14 protein-coding genes are annotated in these 19,202 nt (G+C 64.5%); 8 read left to right on the top strand and 6 right to left on the bottom strand.

The window, feature by feature from the left end; genetic code table 11:
* Positions 1 to 280: 280 nt before the first annotated feature.
* Positions 281 to 2,494 carry a transglycosylase domain-containing protein gene (locus AC0L3P_RS19090; protein ID WP_473303944.1) on the bottom strand — a complete coding sequence of 738 codons (2,214 nt, stop codon included), beginning with the start codon at positions 2,492 to 2,494 and terminating at the stop codon, positions 281 to 283.
* Positions 2,495 to 2,661: 167 nt separating this feature from the next.
* Here AC0L3P_RS19090 and AC0L3P_RS19085 point away from each other — a divergent pair, with 167 nt between their 5' ends.
* Positions 2,662 to 3,087, top strand: coding sequence for a DUF1330 domain-containing protein (locus tag AC0L3P_RS19085; RefSeq protein ID WP_275168638.1), 426 nt, complete (start codon positions 2,662 to 2,664; stop codon positions 3,085 to 3,087).
* 118 nt (positions 3,088 to 3,205) lie between these two features.
* Here AC0L3P_RS19085 and AC0L3P_RS19080 read toward each other — a convergent pair whose 3' ends face one another.
* The 3 genes from AC0L3P_RS19080 to AC0L3P_RS19070 form a co-directional block, all read right to left on the bottom strand.
* Positions 3,206 to 4,432 (bottom strand): ABC transporter substrate-binding protein, encoded by a 1,227-nt coding sequence (locus AC0L3P_RS19080; RefSeq protein ID WP_473303942.1) that lies wholly within the window; start codon positions 4,430 to 4,432, stop codon positions 3,206 to 3,208.
* 229 nt (positions 4,433 to 4,661) lie between these two features.
* A complete protein-coding gene (locus AC0L3P_RS19075; RefSeq protein ID WP_473303940.1) occupies positions 4,662 to 5,888 on the bottom strand; it encodes an ABC transporter substrate-binding protein in 1,227 nt (408 codons plus the stop codon).
* 134 nt (positions 5,889 to 6,022) lie between these two features.
* Positions 6,023 to 6,466, bottom strand: a complete 444-nt coding sequence (locus AC0L3P_RS19070; protein WP_354205885.1) for a DUF1304 domain-containing protein — start codon at positions 6,464 to 6,466, stop codon at positions 6,023 to 6,025.
* A gap of 9 nt (positions 6,467 to 6,475) precedes the next feature.
* On the opposite strand from AC0L3P_RS19070, the gene AC0L3P_RS19065 reads away from it, so the two are divergent.
* The gene (locus AC0L3P_RS19065; RefSeq protein WP_275168631.1) at positions 6,476 to 7,006 is read left to right on the top strand and encodes a methylated-DNA--[protein]-cysteine S-methyltransferase; all 531 of its coding nucleotides are present in this window, start codon (positions 6,476 to 6,478) and stop codon (positions 7,004 to 7,006) included.
* Positions 7,007 to 7,016: 10 nt separating this feature from the next.
* Here AC0L3P_RS19065 and AC0L3P_RS19060 read toward each other — a convergent pair whose 3' ends face one another.
* Positions 7,017 to 9,806: a [protein-PII] uridylyltransferase gene (locus AC0L3P_RS19060; RefSeq protein ID WP_473303936.1), complete on the bottom strand. Its 2,790-nt coding sequence runs from the start codon at positions 9,804 to 9,806 to the stop codon at positions 7,017 to 7,019.
* Positions 9,807 to 9,993: 187 nt separating this feature from the next.
* Here AC0L3P_RS19060 and AC0L3P_RS19055 point away from each other — a divergent pair, with 187 nt between their 5' ends.
* From AC0L3P_RS19055 to AC0L3P_RS19030, 6 genes are all read left to right on the top strand, one after another.
* Positions 9,994 to 10,965, top strand: a complete 972-nt coding sequence (locus AC0L3P_RS19055; RefSeq protein ID WP_473303933.1) for an aliphatic sulfonate ABC transporter substrate-binding protein — start codon at positions 9,994 to 9,996, stop codon at positions 10,963 to 10,965.
* Positions 10,966 to 11,091: 126 nt separating this feature from the next.
* A complete protein-coding gene (locus AC0L3P_RS19050; protein ID WP_473303931.1) occupies positions 11,092 to 11,934 on the top strand; it encodes an ABC transporter permease in 843 nt (280 codons plus the stop codon).
* Between the two features lie 4 nt (positions 11,935 to 11,938).
* A complete protein-coding gene (locus AC0L3P_RS19045; RefSeq protein WP_473303929.1) occupies positions 11,939 to 12,724 on the top strand; it encodes an ABC transporter ATP-binding protein in 786 nt (261 codons plus the stop codon).
* Between the two features lie 69 nt (positions 12,725 to 12,793).
* Entirely contained in the window at positions 12,794 to 13,303 is a 510-nt protein-coding gene (locus tag AC0L3P_RS19040) for an OsmC family protein (protein WP_027566043.1), read from the top strand.
* A gap of 178 nt (positions 13,304 to 13,481) precedes the next feature.
* Positions 13,482 to 14,282, top strand: coding sequence for a hypothetical protein (locus AC0L3P_RS19035; protein ID WP_473303926.1), 801 nt, complete (start codon positions 13,482 to 13,484; stop codon positions 14,280 to 14,282).
* Positions 14,283 to 14,651: 369 nt separating this feature from the next.
* The gene (locus AC0L3P_RS19030) at positions 14,652 to 16,328 is read left to right on the top strand and encodes a methyl-accepting chemotaxis protein (protein ID WP_354064564.1); all 1,677 of its coding nucleotides are present in this window, start codon (positions 14,652 to 14,654) and stop codon (positions 16,326 to 16,328) included.
* A 33-nt stretch (positions 16,329 to 16,361) separates the two neighbouring features.
* Here the strand turns inward: AC0L3P_RS19030 and mutS are convergent, their stop codons facing one another.
* Positions 16,362 to 19,100 carry a DNA mismatch repair protein MutS gene (gene mutS, locus AC0L3P_RS19025; protein ID WP_473303922.1) on the bottom strand — a complete coding sequence of 913 codons (2,739 nt, stop codon included), beginning with the start codon at positions 19,098 to 19,100 and terminating at the stop codon, positions 16,362 to 16,364.
* Positions 19,101 to 19,202 lie beyond the last annotated feature (102 nt).

Here is a 19,202-nt window from a genome sequence, read left to right as displayed (position 1 = left end):
GTTTGTTTGGGGGTTTTCTTTCGGGCGGCTCGCGACAACTTTCTCCACTCCCTGTCATGCCGCGCGAAGGCGGGCGATCCAGTATTCCAGAGACAGTTGTTATTGAATCAAGAAGCCGCGGCGTACTGGCTTCCCCGCCTCCGCGGGGAATGACAGCCCAGCGCGCGATTCCAGCGTCTGTGCTGCCCGCGCAAGCCGTTGATTTCGTTATCCTCGGCTACTGTGCATGGGGTTGTTTTCGCAGTTTTTGTTTTGAGGTCACCCGGACCTCAAGCAGAACCTAGCGATTTCCGCCGAACAGCCGGTCCATCAGCCAGCCATCGAGTCCTGCGGCTGCTTCCGGTCGCGCATTGGCGCGCGTGGGGGGCGGGCGATAGCCGCCGTTGCTGGCTGGTGCCGGTGCGGGCGCTACCGCCGTTGGCGGCGACACTTGCGACGTCGCCTGCGCGAGGTTCGACAGGCCCCAGCCACCTGGAGAGCTTGGCAAGGCTGCCACCGGCACGCCCTCGTGCGCCGTCTTCATGAAGCGCGACCAGACTTCGACCGGCAAGCCGCCGCCGGTCGCCTTCTTGGTCGGCGAGTTGTCGTCATTGCCGAGCCACACGCCCGTGACGAGGTTGGCGGTGTAGCCGATGAACCAGGCGTCACGGTAGTCCTGGCTGGTGCCGGTCTTGCCGGCCGCCGGCCAGCCCGGGATCTCCGCCTTCTTGGCGGTGCCGCTGATCAGTGTTTCCCGCATCATCGCGTTCATCATGCCGACATAGCGCGGGTCGACCACCTGGTTGTGCTCGTCCGCCTGGCGCATGTAGAGCAGCTTGCCACTGAGCGTCCTGATCCGCGTGACGACATGCGGCGTCGCCGTGAAGCCGCCATTGGCGAAGGGTGCATAGGCGCCGACCAGCTCGACCATCGAGACTTCGGAGGTGCCGAGCGCGATCGAGGCGTTGGGCTCGAGCTTCGAGGAGATGCCGAGCCGGTGCGCGGTGCGCACCACGTTCTTCGGTCCGACCTCGAGGCCGAGGCGGATGGCGACCGTGTTGAGCGACATCGCGAGCGCCTGGGTCAGCGTCACCGCGCCGAAATATTCGTGGGTGTAGTTCTCAGGTTTCCAGCCCTTGACCTCGATCGGCGCGTCCTGGCGGAGCGTGTCGGGCGTCAGCCCCTGCTCGAGCGCGGTCAAGTACACGAACGGCTTGAACGAGGAGCCCGGCTGGCGCCTGGCAGTGACCGCGCGGTTGTACTGGCTCTCGGAATAGTTCCGGCCCCCGACCATGGCGCGCACGGCGCCGTCAGGCGTCATCGCCACCAGCGCGCCCTGGCTGACATTGAATTTCACGCTCTTGGCCGCGAGCTCGTCGATGATGGCGGCTTCCGCGACGCTCTGGAGCTTCGGATCGATCGTGGTCTCGACCTTGATGCTCTCGTCGATCTGACCGACCAGATCGTCCAGCACCTCGCCGATCCAGTCGGCGACGTAATTGACCGTGCCGGCGCCGACCGGCTTCACATTGTAGGAGGGTTGGCCGATCGAGGCCTGCGCTTGCGCTTCGGTGATGAATTTGGCATCCGCCATCGCCGTGAGCACGATTTTCGCGCGCGCTTCTGCGCCCTCGGGGTTGCGGTTCGGCGCGAGCCGCGAGGGCGATTTGACGAGGCCGGCCAGCATCGCGGCCTCCGCGACGGTGACGTTCTTGGCCGACTTGCCGAAATAGCGCTGCGCGGCGGCCTCGACGCCATAGGCGCCGGAGCCGAAATAGACGCGGTTGAGATAGAGCTCCAAGATCTCGTTCTTGGAGTGCTTGCGCTCCAGCCAGATCGCGAGCTCCGCTTCCTGCAGCTTGCGCGCCATGGTGCGCTCCTGGGTCAGGAACAGGTTTTTCGCCAATTGCTGCGTCAGCGTCGAGCCGCCCTGCGACACGCCGCGATGGAGCACGTTGGTGACGAGCGCGCGCAGGATGCCTACGGGATCGATGCCGAAATGCGAATAGAAGCGGCGGTCCTCGATGGCGATGAACGCCTTGGGCAGATATTGCGGCAGATCCTTCAGCGCGACATTGGCGCCCGCCATCTCGCCCCGTTGCGCCAGCATGCTGCCGTCGATGCCGACGATCTGGATCGTCGGTGGCCGCTTGGGGATTTCCAGCGACTGGATCGGCGGCAGATGAGCGCCGACATAGATCACGACGCCGATCACGGCGATTGCGCCCCACAGGCCCAGCACCGCGCCCCAATAGAGCAGGCGGCCGAGATTGGCGCCAATGCGCGACTTGGATCGCCGCTTGGCACTGCCGCGGCCGGCCGGCGCCTTCCGCTCGCGCGGCGGCTCGTCGCCGGCATCCTCGCTCTTGCGCTTGGCAGATGATTTCGTTGATTTCTTCGGCTTGTCGTCGCCGCCGGGAATGCGGTCGGCCGCGGTCAGGCGCAGATCGGCGAGTGCCGCAGGCAAGCCGAACAACGGCTCCTTCCGCCCACCCTTTTTCTTTCCCAACCCCATACGCAAACGCCCGGTGAGCCCGCCCCGCCGCACGCTAGCGGTCGCTGTTTAAGGCCCGGTTACCCAGAGCTTAACGCGGGATTAGGAGGTGCGGCATTCGATGACTGCAGTTCCGCCGGTTCGACGGCGGGGCTAGGATCGCCGGCATAAAACAACAGGGAACTCAGATGGGCCACATCGATCCGACCAAGGAGATTTTCGCGCAGTTCCGGGACAACGACCGCCCCGGCCCGATCCACATGCTCAACCTGGTGCGCTTGCGCAAAGAGGCGGCCTATCCGGACGGCCGTAAGACAAGCGGTGCGGAAGCCTATGCGGCCTATGGCCGCGAGAGTGGCCCGGTGTTCGAACGCCTCGGCGGCCGCATCGTCTGGCAGGGCAAATTCGAACTGATGCTGATCGGCCCCGAGACTGAGCGCTGGGACCATTGCTTCATCGCCGAATACCCAAGCGTCGCCGCCTTCGTCGAGATGATCCGCGATCCCGTCTATCGCGAGGCGGTAAAGCACAGGCAGGCCGCGGTGGAGGATTCACGGCTCATTCGGCATGCGGTGTTGCCCGTGGGAAAGAACTTTGGCGAGGTGCCGGAGTAGAGTCACGTCGTTCCGGGGCGATGCGAAAGCATCGAACTCAGGTGCGCAATTGCGCACCTGAGAATCTCGAGATTCCGGGTCTGGCGCTTGCGCGCCAGCCCGGAATGACCGTGCGGAACTAGCCCGCCGGACCCGCATCCTCCAGGATCGGGCCGAACAGCTCCCAGCGTTCGCCGTTGAACTTCATCATCTGAAGCTGCTTGTTGACGCGGTAGTCGGTCGCCGAGGTGTTGGCCTTGATGCCGGGCAGGGCGATATCGCTGGTCACGTCCTTTAGCGACGCCGCCTGCTTCATGACATTTTCGCGCGTCAGGTTGTCGCCGCACTGCTGCAGCACGTGGGCCAGAAGCTGGGCGGTGCCGTAGCCGTAGGTGTTGAAGTTCGAATCCTTGTCGCCGTCCGGATAGTACTTCGCCATGAAGTCGAAATACTTCTTCAGGCCGGCATCGTCCTTCCAGGTCGGGTCGAGCGGATCCTTGCCGTAATTGACGCTGATCACACCCCTGGCGGCGTCGAGACCGGCAGGCTTCATCACCGCGCCGACCGAGGTGGCGTTGATGTCGACGATCTGCACCGGCTTCCAGCCGATCTCGCCGATCTTCTTGATCGCCTGCGCCGCCTGCTTCGGCGTGCTGGCGCTGAAGAACAGATCGGCGCCCGCATCCTTGATCTTGAGGATCTGCGAATCGACCGTCGGGTCCGAGACTTCGTAGGAGGACTCGTTGACGATCATTTTGGCGGCCTTGTCGCCGAGTCCGGCCTTGATGCCGTTCAGATAGTCCTTGCCGAGGTCGTCGTTCTGATAGAGCACGCCGACTTTGGCGTTTGGATATTCCTTCAGGATGTACTGGCCGTAGATGCGGCCTTCGACGAAATAGTTCGGGTTGTACCCCATCGTCCACGGAAAGTTCTTCGGGTCCGTGAACTTCGAGGCGCCTGTGGCCGCGAACAGCTGCGGCACCTTCTTGGAGTTGAGATACTTTTGCACGGCCGCATTCGATGGCGTGCCGATGATCTGGAAGGTCAAGAGCACCTCATCGCTCTCGACCAGCTTGCGCACCTGCTCCACCGCTTTCGGCGGCGAGTAAGCGTCGTCATACTGGATCAGGTTGATCTTGCGGCCGTTGATGCCGCCCTGGTCGTTGATCATCTTGAAATAGGCGGCCTGGGTCTTGCCGATCGACGCATAGGCCGACGCCGGTCCCGAGAACGGCACGGTCTGGCCGACTTTGATCTCGGTATCGCTGGCGCCCGGATCATATTTCTTCTGGGCATTGGCCGCCGGCATCGACAGCGCCAGGGTCAGCGCCGTTGCAGTGGCCAGATGCAGAATTCCATTCCTCATTCGCATTTCCTCAGTGTTTATTGCCGGTGATCAATCGGGTGCGCTTGTGCGCACCGAAGTCACCGCTGAGCGCGATACTGGAGGAGGCATTGTTGCAACGCAAGCTGGGCGTGCGCCCCTAGTTCGTAGCATGCGCGGCTTCGTAGCGACTTCGTAAGGTGGGCCAGCCCCGGCGGATGCGCGAAGCGCGTCCGCCGGGCGTGACCCACCCTCTGAAATCTCCGAGAGACTAACCCGCTGGACCCGCATCCTCCATGATCGGGCCGAACAGCTCCCAGCGCTCGCCGTTGAACTTCATCATCTGCATCTGCTTGTTGACGCGGTAGTCGTTCGGCCCGGTGTTGATCTTGATGCCGGGCAGCGCGAAGCTCGGGGTGAAGTCCTTGATGTTGGCGACCTGCTTCATGACGTTCTCACGCGACAGGTCGTCGCCGCACTGCTTCAGCACTTGCGTCAGCAATTCGGCGACTGAATAAGCATAAGTGTTGACGGTATTGAGCTTGTCACCTTCCGGAAAATACTTGTCCATGAAGGCAAAGAAGGCCTTCACGCCCGGATCGTCCTTCCACTGGGGATCACTGGGCTCCTTGCCGTATTGGGTGGAGATGATGCCCTTGGAGATCTCGAGGCCGGCCGGCTTCAGCGTCGCCGAGATCGGGCTCGCGTTGATGTCGAGAATGTGCACCGGTGTCCAGCCGAGCTCGGCGACCTTCTTGATCGCCTGTGCCGCGAATTTCGGCGTAGAGGCGTCGTAGAAAAGATCGGCGCCCAGCGACTTCAGTTTGACCACCTGCGAGTCCACCGTTGGATCGGTGACCTCGTAGGACACCTCGCCGACGATCATGCTGGCGGCCTTGTCGCCGAGCCCGCTCTTGAGGCCGGCAAGATAGTCGCGGCCCATGTCGTCGTTCTGATAGAGCACGCCGATCTTGGCGTTCGGATGCTCCTTGAGAATGTACTTGGCGTAGATGCGCCCCTCGGACACGTAGTTGGGATTATAGGCGATGGTCCAGGGATAGTTCTGCGGATCGTTAAAGCGCGCAGCGCCGGTCGAGGCCAGGAGCTGCGGGATCTTCTTACCGTTGAGATATTTTTGCACGGCGGCATTCGCGGCTGTGCCGATGATCTGGAAGGTGAACAGCACCTCGTCGCCTTCGACGAGCTTGCGCACCTGCTCGACCGTCTTCGGCGGCGAATAGGCGTCGTCATACTGGATCAGATTGATCTTGCGGCCGTTGATGCCGCCCTGATCGTTGATCATCTTGAAGTAGGCGGCCTGGGTCTTGCCGATATTGGCGTAGACGGAATAGGCCCCGGAGAACGGCACGGTCTGGCCGATCTTGATCTCGGTGTCACTCGCGCCCGTGTCGTATTTCTTCTGGGCGAGAGCTTGGTTGGCGGAGAACGCGAAGGCGAGTGCCGCCGTGGCAGTGATGAAGGCTCTGCGATTGTTCATGTGGGTTGTTCCTCCTGACGGAATTTCCGACCGACGGTCTTTTCCCGTTGATTGCCAACGGTCGCCATCGCTGTCGGAGATTGTGGAGGAAGGGCAGGCGACGCGCAAGGATCGCGGCGCCGCGCTATGGCGTCTCAGGTCAGGAACAACGCTAACAGCGCGAGCGCCGCCGGCAGCGCCTGCACCATCAGGATGCGCGTGCTGACGGTCGCCGCGCCATAAGCGCCGGCCACGATCACGCAGAGCAGGAAGAACGCCTTGATCTGGAAGGCGAAGGCCGGATTGCCGTGCACCAGCCCCCAGACCAGGCCTGCGGCCAGGAAGCCATTATAGAGCCCCTGGTTGGCGGCCAGCACCTTTGTGATTGCTGCCTTCTCCGGCGTGTTGCGGAAAACCTTCAAGCCCTGCGGCTTGTCCCAGAGAAACATCTCCAGGATCAGGAAGTAAGCGTGCAGTGCGGCGACCAGCGCCACCAGGATATTCGCGATCCAGATCAAGTTGAGCTCCCCCAGCGTCAGCTTTCGGGTGGACGTTAGCACGGCGGGCGTGGCAAGTGCGATGGCGTGTTTCGATGCCATGGTGCTGCAATGCCCGCGCGACCGACCAACCCACCTGTAAGCTTCGGCCTCGATCGGCTGGCGACGCCGATCGGGATTGCGCTGCTGGTCACCGACGCCGCGGGCGCCTTGCGCGCGCTCGACTGGGAGGATTACGAGCACCGCATGCGCGGGCTTTTGCGCCTGCACTACGGTGTGGTGGAGCTGAGTGACCAACTCGCGCCCGCGGCCATGCGGACCGCGCTGTCGGGCTATTTCGACGGCGACCTCGGCCAGCTCTCAGGCATCGCCTGGCGCATTGCCGGCACGCCGTTTCAGCAGAAGGTCTGGAATGCGTTGGCGCAAATCCCTGCCGGCACCACGATGAGTTATGGCGCGCTCGCTGCCAGGATCGACATGCCCAAGGCCATCCGCGCCGTCGGCCATGCCAACGGCTCCAACCCGATCAGCGTGGTGCTGCCTTGCCACCGCCTGATCGGCGCCGATGGTTCTCTGGTGAAGTATGGCGGCGGCCTCGAGCGCAAGCGCTGGCTGCTGCGGCATGAAGGCGTGGCGGTTTAGGTCTGCCCGCTCACGCCGCCGGCTGAACCGCCTTGTCGCCGGCCATCACGTGGGTCAGCGCGCTCTTGATCGCGGCCTGGCGCGTCGGCGCGCTGATCTGTGCGCCCAGGAGATCGGTGACGTAGAACACGTCGCGGGCGCGCTCGCCGAAGGTCGCGACATGGGCCGAGGCGATGTTGAGGTTGAGCTTCGAGATCGCGGTGGTCAGCTCGTAGAGCAGGCCCGGGCGGTCGAGACCGGACATCTCGATCACTGTGTAGCGGTCGGACCATTGGTTGTTGATGGTCACTTCCGGCTCGATCACGAACGGCCGCGCCTTGCCGCGCACGGTGCGCCGCGCCACCACTTCGGGCAGACGCAGCTTGCCTTCCAGCACGTCCTCGATCATCTCGCCGATACGGGTGGCGCGCCGTCCCTCGTCCTCGTCGCGGTCGTATTCCCTGGAGATCGAGATGGTGTCGAGCGCGCGACCGTCGGTCGTGGTGTAGATCTGGGCATCGACGATGTTGGCACCGGCCGAGGCACAGGCGCCTGCGATGATCGACAGCAGCCACGGATGGTCCGCGGCGAAGATGGTCAGCTCGGTGACGCCACGCACCTCGTCGAAGCCGACATTGATCGCGAGCTTGTGGCCGGCCTGCTCGCTGGCGCGGACAAAGCGCGCGTGGCGGATCTTGCGCGGCAGCTCGACCTTGAGCCAATAGGCCGGATAGTGCCGGCCGATATAGGCGTCGAGCTCTTCCGCCGGCCATTCCGCGAAGGCGTTGCGGAATTCGGCGTATGCGGCCGTGAGGCGCTTGCCGCGGTCAACCTCCGAGAAGCCGCCCGTCAGCACCGGTTCGGTCTCGTAGTACAGCGAGCGCAAGAGCTGCGCCTTCCAGCCGTTCCACACGCCCGGGCCGACGCCGCGGATGTCCGCGGTGGTCAGGATCGTCAAGAGCTTCATCTGCTCGACCGACTGCACCACGGCGGCGAAATTCTCGATGGTCTTGCGGTCGGAGAGATCGCGCGACTGCGCGACCGTGGACATCGTCAGATGCTCCTCGATCAGCCAGGCCACGAGCTCGGTGTCGGCCGGACTGAAGCCGAGCCGCGGGCAAAGCCGTCGCGCCACCTTGGCGCCGGCGATCGAGTGATCCTCGGGCCGGCCCTTGGCGACGTCGTGCAGCAGCGTCGCAATGTAGATCACGGAGCGATGCTCAGGCCGGATCTTGCGCATCAGGTCGCTCGCCACCGCGAATTCCTCGATGCCGCCGCGCTCGATGTCCTGGAGGAAGCCGACGCAGCGGATCAAATGCTCGTCGACGGTGTAGTGATGATACATGTTGAACTGCATCATCGAGACGATCTTGCCGAAGGCGCGGATGAAGTGGCCGAGCACGCCGGTCTCGTTCATCCGCCGCAGCACGATTTCCGCATTGTCGGATGTCAGGATCTCCATGAACAGCCGGTTGGCCTCGGGATTCTCGCGCATCTGCGCGTTGATCAGGCCGAGCGAGCGCGTTACGTCACGCATCGCGTCCGGGTGGAAGGCGAGATTGTTCTTCTGCGCCAGGCGGAAGATGCGGATCAAATTGACCGGATCGTGCTTGAAGACGTCGGGCGCGGCGACGTTGATGCGGTTGTTGTCGACGATGAAGTCGTCGCTGTCGGGCACCCGCCGCTTCACCGCGGTGGGGCGTAGCCGCGCCATCATCCGGCTCAGCACCGGCGCGGGCTTGGCCTGCTGGTCCTCGAGCTTGGCGCAGAGGATGGCGGTGAGATTGCCGACTTCCTTGGCGACCAGGAAGTAGTGCTTCATGAAGCGCTCGACGTCCTGCATGCCGGGATGCGAGGTGTAGCCGAGCCGGACCGCGATCTCACGCTGGAGGTCGAAGGAGAGGCGCTCTTCGGCGCGGCCGGAGTGGAAGTGAAGATTGCAGCGCACCGACCAGAGGAAGTCGGCGCAGCGGCGGAAGGTGCGGTATTCCTGCGCGTCGAATACGCCGCGGCCGACCAGCTCGTCGGTGTCGCTCACGCGGTAGACGTACTTCGCGATCCAGAACAGCGTGTGCAGGTCGCGCAGGGCACCCTTGCCGTCCTTGACGTTGGGTTCGACCAGATAACGCGATTGGCCGCCGCGGCGATGCCGCTCCTCACGCTCGGCGAGTTTCGCGGTGACGAATTCCGACGCGGTGCCTTGCACGACCTCCTTGTCGAAGCGGGCGACCAGCTCGTCATAGAGCGGCCGGTCTCCGGTGAGGAAGCGTGTCTCCAGGATCGCGGTACGGATCGTCATGTCGCCCCGCGCCTGCCGGATCGACTCGTCGACCGAGCGCGTGGCATGACCGACCTTCAGCCCCATGTCCCAGAGACAATAGAGGATGGCCTCGGCGACCTGCTCGCCCCAGGCGGTCTGCTTGTAGGGCAGAATGAAGAGCAGATCGATGTCGGACTCGGGAGCCATCAGGCCGCGGCCATAGCCGCCGGTCGCCACCACCGCCATGCGCTCGGCACCGCTCGGGATCGGCGAGCGGTAGAGATGGCGCGTTGCCGCCGAATACAGGATGCGGATGATCTCGTCCTGCACGTGGCACAGCCGCTCGGCGCAGCGCCGGCCGTGGCGATCCTTCAGCAGGATCGTCTGTGCCGCGGCGCGCGACGCAATCAGCTCGGCCTTGAGCAGTTGCGCCATGGCCGTGCGGAACGCGTCCTCGCGTCCCTGATGCTTCTCGGCAAGCGCATCGACCGCGGCGGTGATCCGCGCGGTGTCGAAGCGATCGTCCACCTCGGCCTTTTGCTCAGTCGCGACGCTGTCCATGTCTCACCGGATATAAGAGGCGGCAGGCGCTGTCACCCGCCATTCTCTCGCAATGGTCGTTCCATGCTGGAAAGGTGCGGCTTTGGGCAAAGCTGTTCTCAGCCGGCGCGCTTTCGAGGGATGGATTTTCTCGTTGACCTCTAGATATAACTCATTGAAAAACAATGAAGTTTTGAGGAGGCCGGGCATGACCAGGTTTACACGACGCATACTGCTGGCGGGAGCGGTCGCTCTTGCCGTGTCCCCCGCGGCGCGGGCGGCGGATCCGCTCAAGGAAATCCGTATCGACTGGGCGACCTATAATCCGGTGTCGATGGTCCTGAAGCAGAAGGGGCTCCTGGAAACGGAGTTCGCCAAGGACGGCATCACCGTCACCTGGGTGCAGTCGGCCGGCTCCAACAAAGCGCTCGAATTCCTCAATGCGGGCTCGATCGATTTCGGCTCGACCGCGGGCTCGGCGGCGCTGGTCGCGCGTATCAACGGCAACCCGATCAAGTCGATCTACGTCTATTCGCGGCCCGAATGGACGGCGTTGGTGACATCAAAGGATTCCAAGATCGCTGATGTGGCCGACCTCAAGGGCAAGCGCGCCGCGGTGACGCGCGGCACCGATCCGCACATCTTCCTGGTGCGCGCATTGCTTGGCGCAGGTCTCACCGAAAAGAACATCACCCCGGTGCTGCTCCAGCACGCCGACGGCAAGACCGCGCTGATCCGCGGCGACGTCGATGCGTGGGCCGGGCTCGATCCGATGATGGCGCAGGCCGAGGTCGAGGACGGCGCGAAACTGTTCTACCGCAAGGCCGACGCCAACACTTGGGGCATCCTCAATGTGCGCGAGCAGTTTTTGAAAGACTATCCTGACGCCGCGCGCCGCGTGCTCGCGGTGTACGAAGAGGCGCGCAAATATTCGCTGGCGAATTACGACGAGCTCAAGAAGACCTTCATCGCCGTGACCAAGCTGCCGGAGCCTGTCGTCGACAAGCAGCTCAAGGAGCGCACTGAGCTGACCCACAGCCGCATCGGCGCGCCCCAGCGCGAATCGATCCTCGCCGCGGGCCTCGCCCTGCAACAGGCCGGCGTCGTCGATGCCAAGGTCGATGTGAAGGCAACGCTCGACGCTCTGATCGACGACCAGGTTCCGCTGCCGACGAATTGAAGGCAGGTGCGCGGCAAACTCGGTCGTCGTCCCGGATCTGCGCTCCGCTTCGCTGCGCTTGTCCGGGACGACGCCAAGAGTGCCGCGCGCCCTTGCAATCCCCGATCAGACGCGCTTCCTACGGCCATGATCTCCGACGCGCCAGTGCTGCAACAATCTTCGGAACCGGCCGAGAGCGCCGCGCCCTCGCGGCTGTCGCGCTATGCGGGGCCGACGCTGGGATTGCTGTTGCCACTGACCCTCGCGCTCGGTTGGGAGTTCCTGGTCTGGCGCGGCTGGTCCAACGGCCGGCTGGTGCCGCCGCCCTCGCGCGTGTTCGCCACCATCGCTGATCTTGCCCGCTCCGGCGAACTGGGCCGTCACATCGCCGCGACACTGTGGCGCGTCGGCCTTGGCTTTGCGTTCGGCGTGGTCGCGGGCACCTTGCTCGGCGCCATATCCGGCTATTGGTCGCTGGCGCGGCGGCTGCTCGATCCGACCGTACAGGCGCTGCGTGCAATTCCATCGCTGGCCTGGGTGCCACTGTTCATCCTCTGGCTCGGCATCTTCGAGACCTCGAAGATCGCGCTGATCGCGGTCGGCGTGTTCTTCCCGGTCTATCTCGGCGTGATGGGCGCGATCCTCATCGTCGATCGCAAGATCGTCGAGGTCGGTCGCACCTTCCGTCTCTCCGGACCTGCCATGATCCGCCGTATCCTGCTGCCCGCGGTGCTGCCGGCCTATGTCGTGTCGTTGCGCGTCGGTCTTGGTCTGGGCTGGATGTTCGTGGTGGCGGCCGAGCTGATCGGCGCGTCTGAAGGCCTCGGCTACCTCCTGCTCGACGGTCAGCAGCTCGGCAAGCCCGCGCAGATCCTCGCCGCCATCGTGATCTTCGCGATCCTCGGCAAGCTCACGGATTGGCTGATCGAGATCGCGGCCGCGCCCTTCCTGCGCTGGCAGGACGCCTTCGGGCGTACGACGGGAGCATAAGGCGATGCTGGCGCTCGACCGGGTCAGCAAGACCTATCCCAACGGCGTGCAGGCGCTGGCGCGCTTTTCCGCCGAGATCAGGCAAGGCGAGATCGTCGCCATCATCGGCGGCTCGGGCTGCGGCAAGTCCACGCTGCTGCGCGCCATCGCGGGGCTCGACCGCGCAAGCTCGGGCACGGTGACGCTCGACAACGAGCCGATCGCCTCGCCGCATGCCAAGATCGGCATCATCTTCCAGGAGCCGAGGCTGCTGCCCTGGCTCAGCGTCGCCGACAATATCGGCTTTGGTCTTGCCGACGGGCCCGCGACCGAGCGGCGTGAAAAGGTGGCGCGTGCGCTCGAGCGTGTCGGGCTCGCCGAGAAAGCGCAGGCCTGGCCGCGCGAGCTCTCGGGCGGGCAGGCACAGCGCGTCGCGATCGCCCGCGCCCTGGTGCCGCAGCCCGAGGTGCTCTTGCTCGACGAGCCGTTCTCGGCGCTCGATGCCTTCACCCGCAGGGACCTCCAGGATCATCTGCTCGATCTCTGGGCCGACACGCGGCCGACGCTCATCCTCGTCACGCATGACGTCGACGAGGCCGTGGTGCTGGCCGACCGGGTGCTGGTGATGCGGCCGCGGCCGGGCCGGCTGTTCGACCAGATCGAGATCAATCTCGGCCGGCCACGCGACCGCAATTCGCCGCTGTTCGAGAATTTCAAGCGAAGTGTGCTGACGTCACTCGACCGTTCGCTCGCCCGCAGCGTGCCCGACCGTGACGCAACCCAGGGTCCCGGTCAGGCCATGTGGTGGTGACAATTTCTCTCTGAGCCGGTACATCGCAATCCGGTACTTCGCAGAGACGATTTTCCCGGGAGAGACAAAATGGACGCCGCAGCACTGCGCCAGATGCAGGCCCCGATCAAGGAGCGCTACAAGACCGACCCCAAGACCGCGATGATCACGTTGAAGGCCAAGGGCTCGACCGATAGCGAGGGCATCGCCTGCAAGGTCGAGACCGGCCGCGCCATTGCAATGGCCGGCCTGCATCCCGCGACCGGCGGCTCCGGCCTCGAGCTCTGCTCCGGCGACATGCTGCTGGAGGCGCTGGTCGCCTGCGCCGGCGTCACGCTGAAATCGGTCGCGACCGCGATCGAGGTGCCCTTGAAGACCGGCAACGTCTACGCCGAGGGCGATCTCGATTTCCGCGGCACGCTCGGCGTCGACAAGGAGACGCCGGTCGGCTTCGCTGAGATTCGTCTGCGCTTCGACGTCGACACCGATGCGCCGCAAGACAAGCTCGACCTGCTGCTCAAGCTCACCGAGCGCTATTGCGTGGTCTATCAGACCATCAAGAACGGGCCGAAGGTCTCGGTCTCGATGCAGCGGATGTGACTGCGAGGTCGCAAGGCCAACAATCGATGTCGTCCCGGCCTAGTGCGCAATTGCGCACGGGGGCCGGGACCCATGACCCCGATGCTGATTGTCTTGCGATACTGACAACCACGATTCGTCCAACACAGCGCAGCCTGTGGTTATGGGTCCCGGCCTTCGCCGGGACGACAAAACAAAAATGTCCCCCGAGCTCCACTTCATCCTCATCCTCCTGCTGCGCATGGCGATCGCGGCGGCGTTCGTCGTGACGGCGTCGATCATCACCGAGCGCTCAGGGCCGGTGATCGGTGCGCTGGTCGCGACCTTGCCGGTTTCGGCCGGACCATCCTACGTCTTCCTCGCGCTCGACCACAATGCCGCCTTCATCGCGCAGGGCGCACTGTCGAGCTTGCCGGTCAATGCAGCGACGATCTTCATGTGCGTTGCCTATGTGGTCTTGGCACAGCGGCGCAGCCTGCTGGTGAGTTGCGGAAGCGCGGTCGCGGTCTGGATCGTGTTCGCCTCGATCATCAAGCAGTTCGACTGGTCGCTCACCGCCGGGCTCGCAGCCAATCTGATCGCGTTCGGCATCTGCATTCCGCTGCTCGCGGGCTATCGCTACGTGAGGATGCCACTGGTGACGCGGCGCTGGTACGACGTGCCGATGCGGGCCGCGCTGGTCGCGACCCTCGTCGCCATCGTCGTCTCGACCTCGGGCTGGGTCGGTCCCCGGATCAGCGGCATCATCGCGCTGTATCCGGTTGTGTTCTCCAGCATCATGTTGATCCTGCATCCACGCATCGGCGGTCCGCCGACCGCCGCGGTGCTCGCCAATTCGGCCTGGGGCCTGCTCGGATTCGGAATGGCGATCGCGGTGTTGCACGTTGCGGTCGTGTGGTTCGGCTCCGCCCCCGGTCTTGGGCTTGCACTCGCCACGTGCATCGTTTGGAATCTTACGCTGTGGGGGATCGGGCGGCGTACGCTGCACAAGGCGCGATAAGCACCGTGACACTACGGATAGCGCAATATCGAGTCGCGAACGGCCTCCTTCGGTGAAACCCGTTTGCGCCAACAGCGCGTCCATGTTCCGCAACGCGTTGAACAACAAGTCTCATTTCAAGTGACGCGATCGCGGCTGCCGCGTGCGAGAGAACGTTCGTGCAGCGCCAAGTTGCTCCTTTTGCCTGTCGATCTCCAAAAATCCGTTAGAACTTTATTCGACTTTTTCCCGTACGACTGACCTTGCGTACCCGCCTCGGTCTTCGCCATGCGACTTTTACCGGCGGAATTGTCGATTGGAATTCGGCACGTGTTGCCGCCGTCACGTCCCGTGATCCTCGTTACGCCATTTCATAATTTGGAGATTCCCATGTTTGGCCGCAAGTCCCGCAACGACGCGGATGCTAAGCTCGCTGCCATCGGCCGCTCGCAGGCCATGATCGAGTTTGCCATAGATGGCACGATCCTGAGCGCCAACCAGAATTTCTTGAACGCCCTCGGCTACTCCCTCGACGAGATCAAGGGAAAGAAGCATGCCATGTTCATGCCGGCCGATCAGCGCGAGAGCGCCGAGTACAAGGCGTTCTGGGCTGCATTGAACCGTGGCGAGTATCAGGCACGCGAGTTCAAGCGGATCGCGAAGGGCGGCCGTGAGGTCTGGATCGAAGCATCCTACAATCCGGTGCTCGACGGCAACGGCAAGACGGTGATGGTCGCAAAGATTGCGACCGACATCACCGAGAAGAGGATCCGGAGCATGACGGACGCGTCGAAGATCGCCGCCATCAGCCGGGCCCAGGCCGTGATCGAGTTCAAGCTCGACGGCACCATTGTCACCGCCAACGAGAATTTCTGCAACGCGCTCGGCTATTCGCTGACCGAGATCCAAGGCAAGCATCACAGCCTCTTCGTGCCACAGGCCGAGCGCGACGGCACGGCCTATCGCGAGTTCTGGGCCGCGCTCAACCGTGGCGAATACCAGGCCGGCGAGTTCAAGCGCATCGGCAAGGGCGGTCGTGAGGTCTGGATCCTCGCCTCCTACAATCCGCTCCTCGATGAGAACGGCAAACCCTTCGGCGTCGCCAAATTCGCGACCGACGTCACGGCGGAGAAGCTGAAGAATGCCGACCTTGCCGGCCAGATCTCGGCGATCGAGAAGGCGCAGGCGGTGATCGAGTTCAACATGGACGGCACGATCATCACCGCTAACGCCAATTTCCTCGGCGCCCTCGGCTATTCGCTGGCTGAGATCAAGGGCAAGCACCACAGCATGTTCGTGGAGCCGTCGGAGCGCGATGGCAATGGCTATCGCGAGTTCTGGGCGGCCCTCAACCGCGGTCAGTACCAGGCGGCCGAATACAAGCGTATCGGCAAGGGCGGCAAGGAGGTCTACATCCAGGCCTCGTACAACCCGATCATGGATCTCAACGGCAAGCCGTTCAAGGTCGTGAAATATGCGACCGACGTCACGAAGCAGGTGCTGGTCCGCATGGGCAACGAGCGCGTCCGCGGTATGATGGAATCGGTCGCCGCCGGATCGGAGGAGCTGAACGCGTCGGTGCGGGAGATCTCCGAGGCCATGACCAAATCGCGCGAGACCGCGATGAGCGCGGTGGAGCAGGTCGCGTCCGCCGACGCCCAGGCGCAGCGCCTCACTGAAGCGGCGCTGGCGATGAGCGGGATCGTCGAGCTCATCAACAACATCACCGGGCAGATCAACCTCCTGGCACTTAACGCCACCATTGAATCCGCCCGCGCCGGCGAAGCCGGTCGGGGCTTTGCGGTGGTCGCATCGGAGGTCAAGAGCCTCGCGAACCAGGCCAAGCAGGCCACTGACAAGATCGGCGCGGAGATCGGCAGCCTCAACGGCATCTCCGGCGACGTCGTCAGCGCGCTCGGTTCGATCAAGCAGGCGATCACCAGCGTCAGCGAATATGTGACGTCGACCGCCGCCGCCGTCGAGGAGCAGAGCACGGTCACGAACGAGATGTCGAATAGCATGCAGCGCGCGGCAGCCGAGGCAGCGGCGATCGCGGCAAGGACGTAACGCGCCTAGAACCGTAGGAGGTCCCACGGCACCTCATTCCTTCGGCAGCTTGGCCTTCAAGGCATACAGCGCATCGAGCGCTTCGCGTGGCGACATCTCGTCCGGATGCAGCGCCTTCACCGCGGCCATCAGCAGTTCGGCCTCGCTCGGCGGCGCGGCTTCTGCGGCGGCGCGTGAGGGCACTGCGAACAGCGGCAGATCGTCGGCGAGCGCGCGCGCGGTCTGACCGCGGTCCTGGGCTTCCAGCTTCGCCAGCACCGATTTGGCGCGCGTGATCACGGCGGGCGGCAGGCCTGCGAGCTTGGCGACCTGGATGCCGTAGGAGCGATCGGCCGAACCCGGCAACACCTCGTGCAGGAATACGACGTTGCCCTGCCATTCCTTCACCCGCACGGTCGCGTTGAACATCCGTGGCAGCTTTGCGGAGAGCGCCGTCAGCTCGTGATAATGCGTCGCGAACAGCGTGCGGCAACGGTTGCTCTCGTGCAGGTGCTCGATCGCGGCCCAGGCGATCGAGAGGCCGTCGAAGGTGGCGGTGCCGCGGCCAATTTCATCGAGGATCACAAGCGCGCGCTCGCTGGCCTGGTTGAGGATCGCGGCGGTCTCGACCATCTCGACCATGAAGGTGGAACGGCCGCGGGCGAGATCGTCGGCGGCGCCGACACGCGAGAACAGGCGATCGATGATGCCGATCCGCGCGCGTGTCGCCGGCACGAAACTTCCGATTTGAGCAAGAAGAGCAATCAGCGCGTTCTGGCGCAGGAAGGTCGATTTACCGGCCATGTTCGGACCGGTCAGCAACCAGAGCTGGCCGGATTTTTGCGCGGGGCCCGGCGAGAGGTCGCAGGCATTGGCGATGAACGGCTCGCCATTGCGCTTCAAGGCCTGCTCGACGACGGGATGGCGGCCGGCTTCGATGGCGAAGCCGAGTGAGGGGTCCACCTCGGGCCGCACATAGTTCTCGTCGATCGCCAGCTTGGCCAGCGAGGTCGCGACGTCGAGCAGCGCAAAGGCGTGGGCCGCGGCGCGCAGCTCCTCGCTGATTGCCAAAGCCTTGGCGCAGAGCCGCTCGAAAATTTCGAGCTCGAGCCCGAGTGCGCGGTCGCCGGCATTGGCGATCTTGGCTTCAATCTCCCCGAGTTCCGAGGTGGTGAAGCGGACCTGGCCGGCCAGCGTCTGGCGGTGGATGAAAGTCGCGTTCAGCGGCGCCGACATCAGCTTGTCGCCGTTCTGCGCGGTGACCTCGACGAAATAGCCGAGCACGTTGTTGTGCCGGATTTTGAGACCCTTCACACCCGTGTTGTCGGCGTAGCGCGCCTGCATCGAGGCCACCACCAGGCGCGAGGCGTCGCGCAGGTTTCGCGTTTCGTCCAGCGCAGGCTCATAGCCCTGGCGAACGAACCCGCCGTCGCGCTTGATCAGCGGCAGCTGATCGTCGAGCGCCCTGGCGAATTCCGCCGCGAGCTCGCGCGATGGCCTTTGCAGCGCCGCCATCACCACGACGATCTCCTGCGGCGGCTGGTCGAGTTCGCCAAGCCGCGTCAGCACCTGGTCGGCGGCGACGATGCCGTCGCGCAGACCGGCGAGGTCACGCGGCCCGCCGCGGCCGACGGATATACGGGCCAGCGCCCGCGACATGTCCGGGGCGCCGCGCAGGATGCTGCGGATGTCCTCACGCGCGGCCGAGTCGGCAACGAAGCTGCCGACGGCATCGAGCCGCCGCGCAATCGCCGCCGCATCGGTCAGCGGCGCGGCAAGCCGCTGCGCCAGCAGGCGCGAGCCGGCCGAGGTCACCGTGCAGTCGATCGCATCGAGCAGCGAGCCGCGGCGCTCGCCGGCCAGCGTCCGCGTCAGCTCGAGATTGGCGCGCGTCGCCGGATCGATCGCCATGGTCGCACCCGAGGCCTCGCGCGCGGGCGGCGACAGCGGCGGATGCTTGCCGACCTGGGTGCGGTCCACATAGGTGACGGCGGCGGCGGCGGCAGTGGCTTCCAGCCGCGTGAGCTGAGAGAGTCCGTCCATGGTCGCGACTGCAAAATAGTCGCACAGCCGCTTCTCGGCGGTGGCGCCGTCGAAGACGTCGCGGGTCAGCGGCGTCACCGCCGGCAGCTCGCGCAGGGTCTGTCCGAGCTCGCTATCGTTATAGAGCGCGTCGGTGACGATCACCTCGTTCGGATTGATGCGCGCCAGCGTCGCGGCGAGTTCGCCGCCCGAACATTCCATCACCGTGAATTCGGCGGTCGAGATGTCGATCCAGGCGAGGCCAAAGCGGTCACCGCCCGCCGATGAGCGCGCGCGCGCGAGCGCCAGCAGGTAATTGTTGGCGCGCGCGTCGAGCAGCGTGTCCTCGGTCAGCGTGCCCGGCGTGACCAGCCGCACCACGCCGCGGCGCACGACGCTCTTGTTGCCGCGCGCCCTGGCGGCGGCGGGATCCTCGGTCTGCTCGCACACCGCGACCCGGTGGCCGGCGGTAATCAGCCGGTGCAAATAATCCTCCGAGCGCTCGACCGGCACGCCGCACATCGGGATATCGGCGCCCTGATGCTTGCCGCGCTTGGTCAGGACGATGCCGAGTGTCCTGGAGGCGATCTCGGCGTCCTCGAAGAACAGCTCGTAAAAGTCGCCCATCCGGTAGAACAGCAGGAGGCCCTGATGCGCCGCCTTGATTTCAAGGTACTGTTCCATCATCGGCGTGACGCGCGCGGCAGCTTCCGCCTGCGGCGCGGGCGCTTCGTCGGGGGGCGGCATAGGGATCGGCTGTTGCATCGTCATGGGCGGCGCAACCTACAAAATTTCACCCCGCGCTCCTATCGCTTTGGGCGGGGAGGGGAGGTTTTCCACGTTGTCCGCACCGCGGCATGCGCAACTCGCGTG

This window comes from Bradyrhizobium sp. WSM4874, from assembly GCF_055811835.1.
The sequence above is the reverse complement of the archived record's forward strand: the minus strand, read 5'-3'. Positions and strand labels throughout refer to the sequence as shown.

What these genes read in the sequence shown, in the direction of transcription:
- AC0L3P_RS19090 (WP_473303944.1), bottom strand. Translation starts at nt 2,494, where the DNA reads ATGGGGTTGGGAAAGAAAAAGGGTGGGCGGAAGGAGCCGTTGTTCGGC.
- AC0L3P_RS19085 (WP_275168638.1), top strand. Translation starts at nt 2,662, where the DNA reads ATGGGCCACATCGATCCGACCAAGGAGATTTTCGCGCAGTTCCGGGAC.
- AC0L3P_RS19080 (WP_473303942.1), bottom strand. Translation starts at nt 4,432, where the DNA reads ATGAGGAATGGAATTCTGCATCTGGCCACTGCAACGGCGCTGACCCTG.
- AC0L3P_RS19075 (WP_473303940.1), bottom strand. Translation starts at nt 5,888, where the DNA reads ATGAACAATCGCAGAGCCTTCATCACTGCCACGGCGGCACTCGCCTTC.
- AC0L3P_RS19070 (WP_354205885.1), bottom strand. Translation starts at nt 6,466, where the DNA reads ATGGCATCGAAACACGCCATCGCACTTGCCACGCCCGCCGTGCTAACG.
- AC0L3P_RS19065 (WP_275168631.1), top strand. Translation starts at nt 6,476, where the DNA reads ATGCCCGCGCGACCGACCAACCCACCTGTAAGCTTCGGCCTCGATCGG.
- AC0L3P_RS19060 (WP_473303936.1), bottom strand. Translation starts at nt 9,806, where the DNA reads ATGGACAGCGTCGCGACTGAGCAAAAGGCCGAGGTGGACGATCGCTTC.
- AC0L3P_RS19055 (WP_473303933.1), top strand. Translation starts at nt 9,994, where the DNA reads ATGACCAGGTTTACACGACGCATACTGCTGGCGGGAGCGGTCGCTCTT.
- AC0L3P_RS19050 (WP_473303931.1), top strand. Translation starts at nt 11,092, where the DNA reads ATGATCTCCGACGCGCCAGTGCTGCAACAATCTTCGGAACCGGCCGAG.
- AC0L3P_RS19045 (WP_473303929.1), top strand. Translation starts at nt 11,939, where the DNA reads ATGCTGGCGCTCGACCGGGTCAGCAAGACCTATCCCAACGGCGTGCAG.
- AC0L3P_RS19040 (WP_027566043.1), top strand. Translation starts at nt 12,794, where the DNA reads ATGGACGCCGCAGCACTGCGCCAGATGCAGGCCCCGATCAAGGAGCGC.
- AC0L3P_RS19035 (WP_473303926.1), top strand. Translation starts at nt 13,482, where the DNA reads ATGTCCCCCGAGCTCCACTTCATCCTCATCCTCCTGCTGCGCATGGCG.
- AC0L3P_RS19030 (WP_354064564.1), top strand. Translation starts at nt 14,652, where the DNA reads ATGTTTGGCCGCAAGTCCCGCAACGACGCGGATGCTAAGCTCGCTGCC.
- mutS (WP_473303922.1), bottom strand. Translation starts at nt 19,100, where the DNA reads ATGACGATGCAACAGCCGATCCCTATGCCGCCCCCCGACGAAGCGCCC.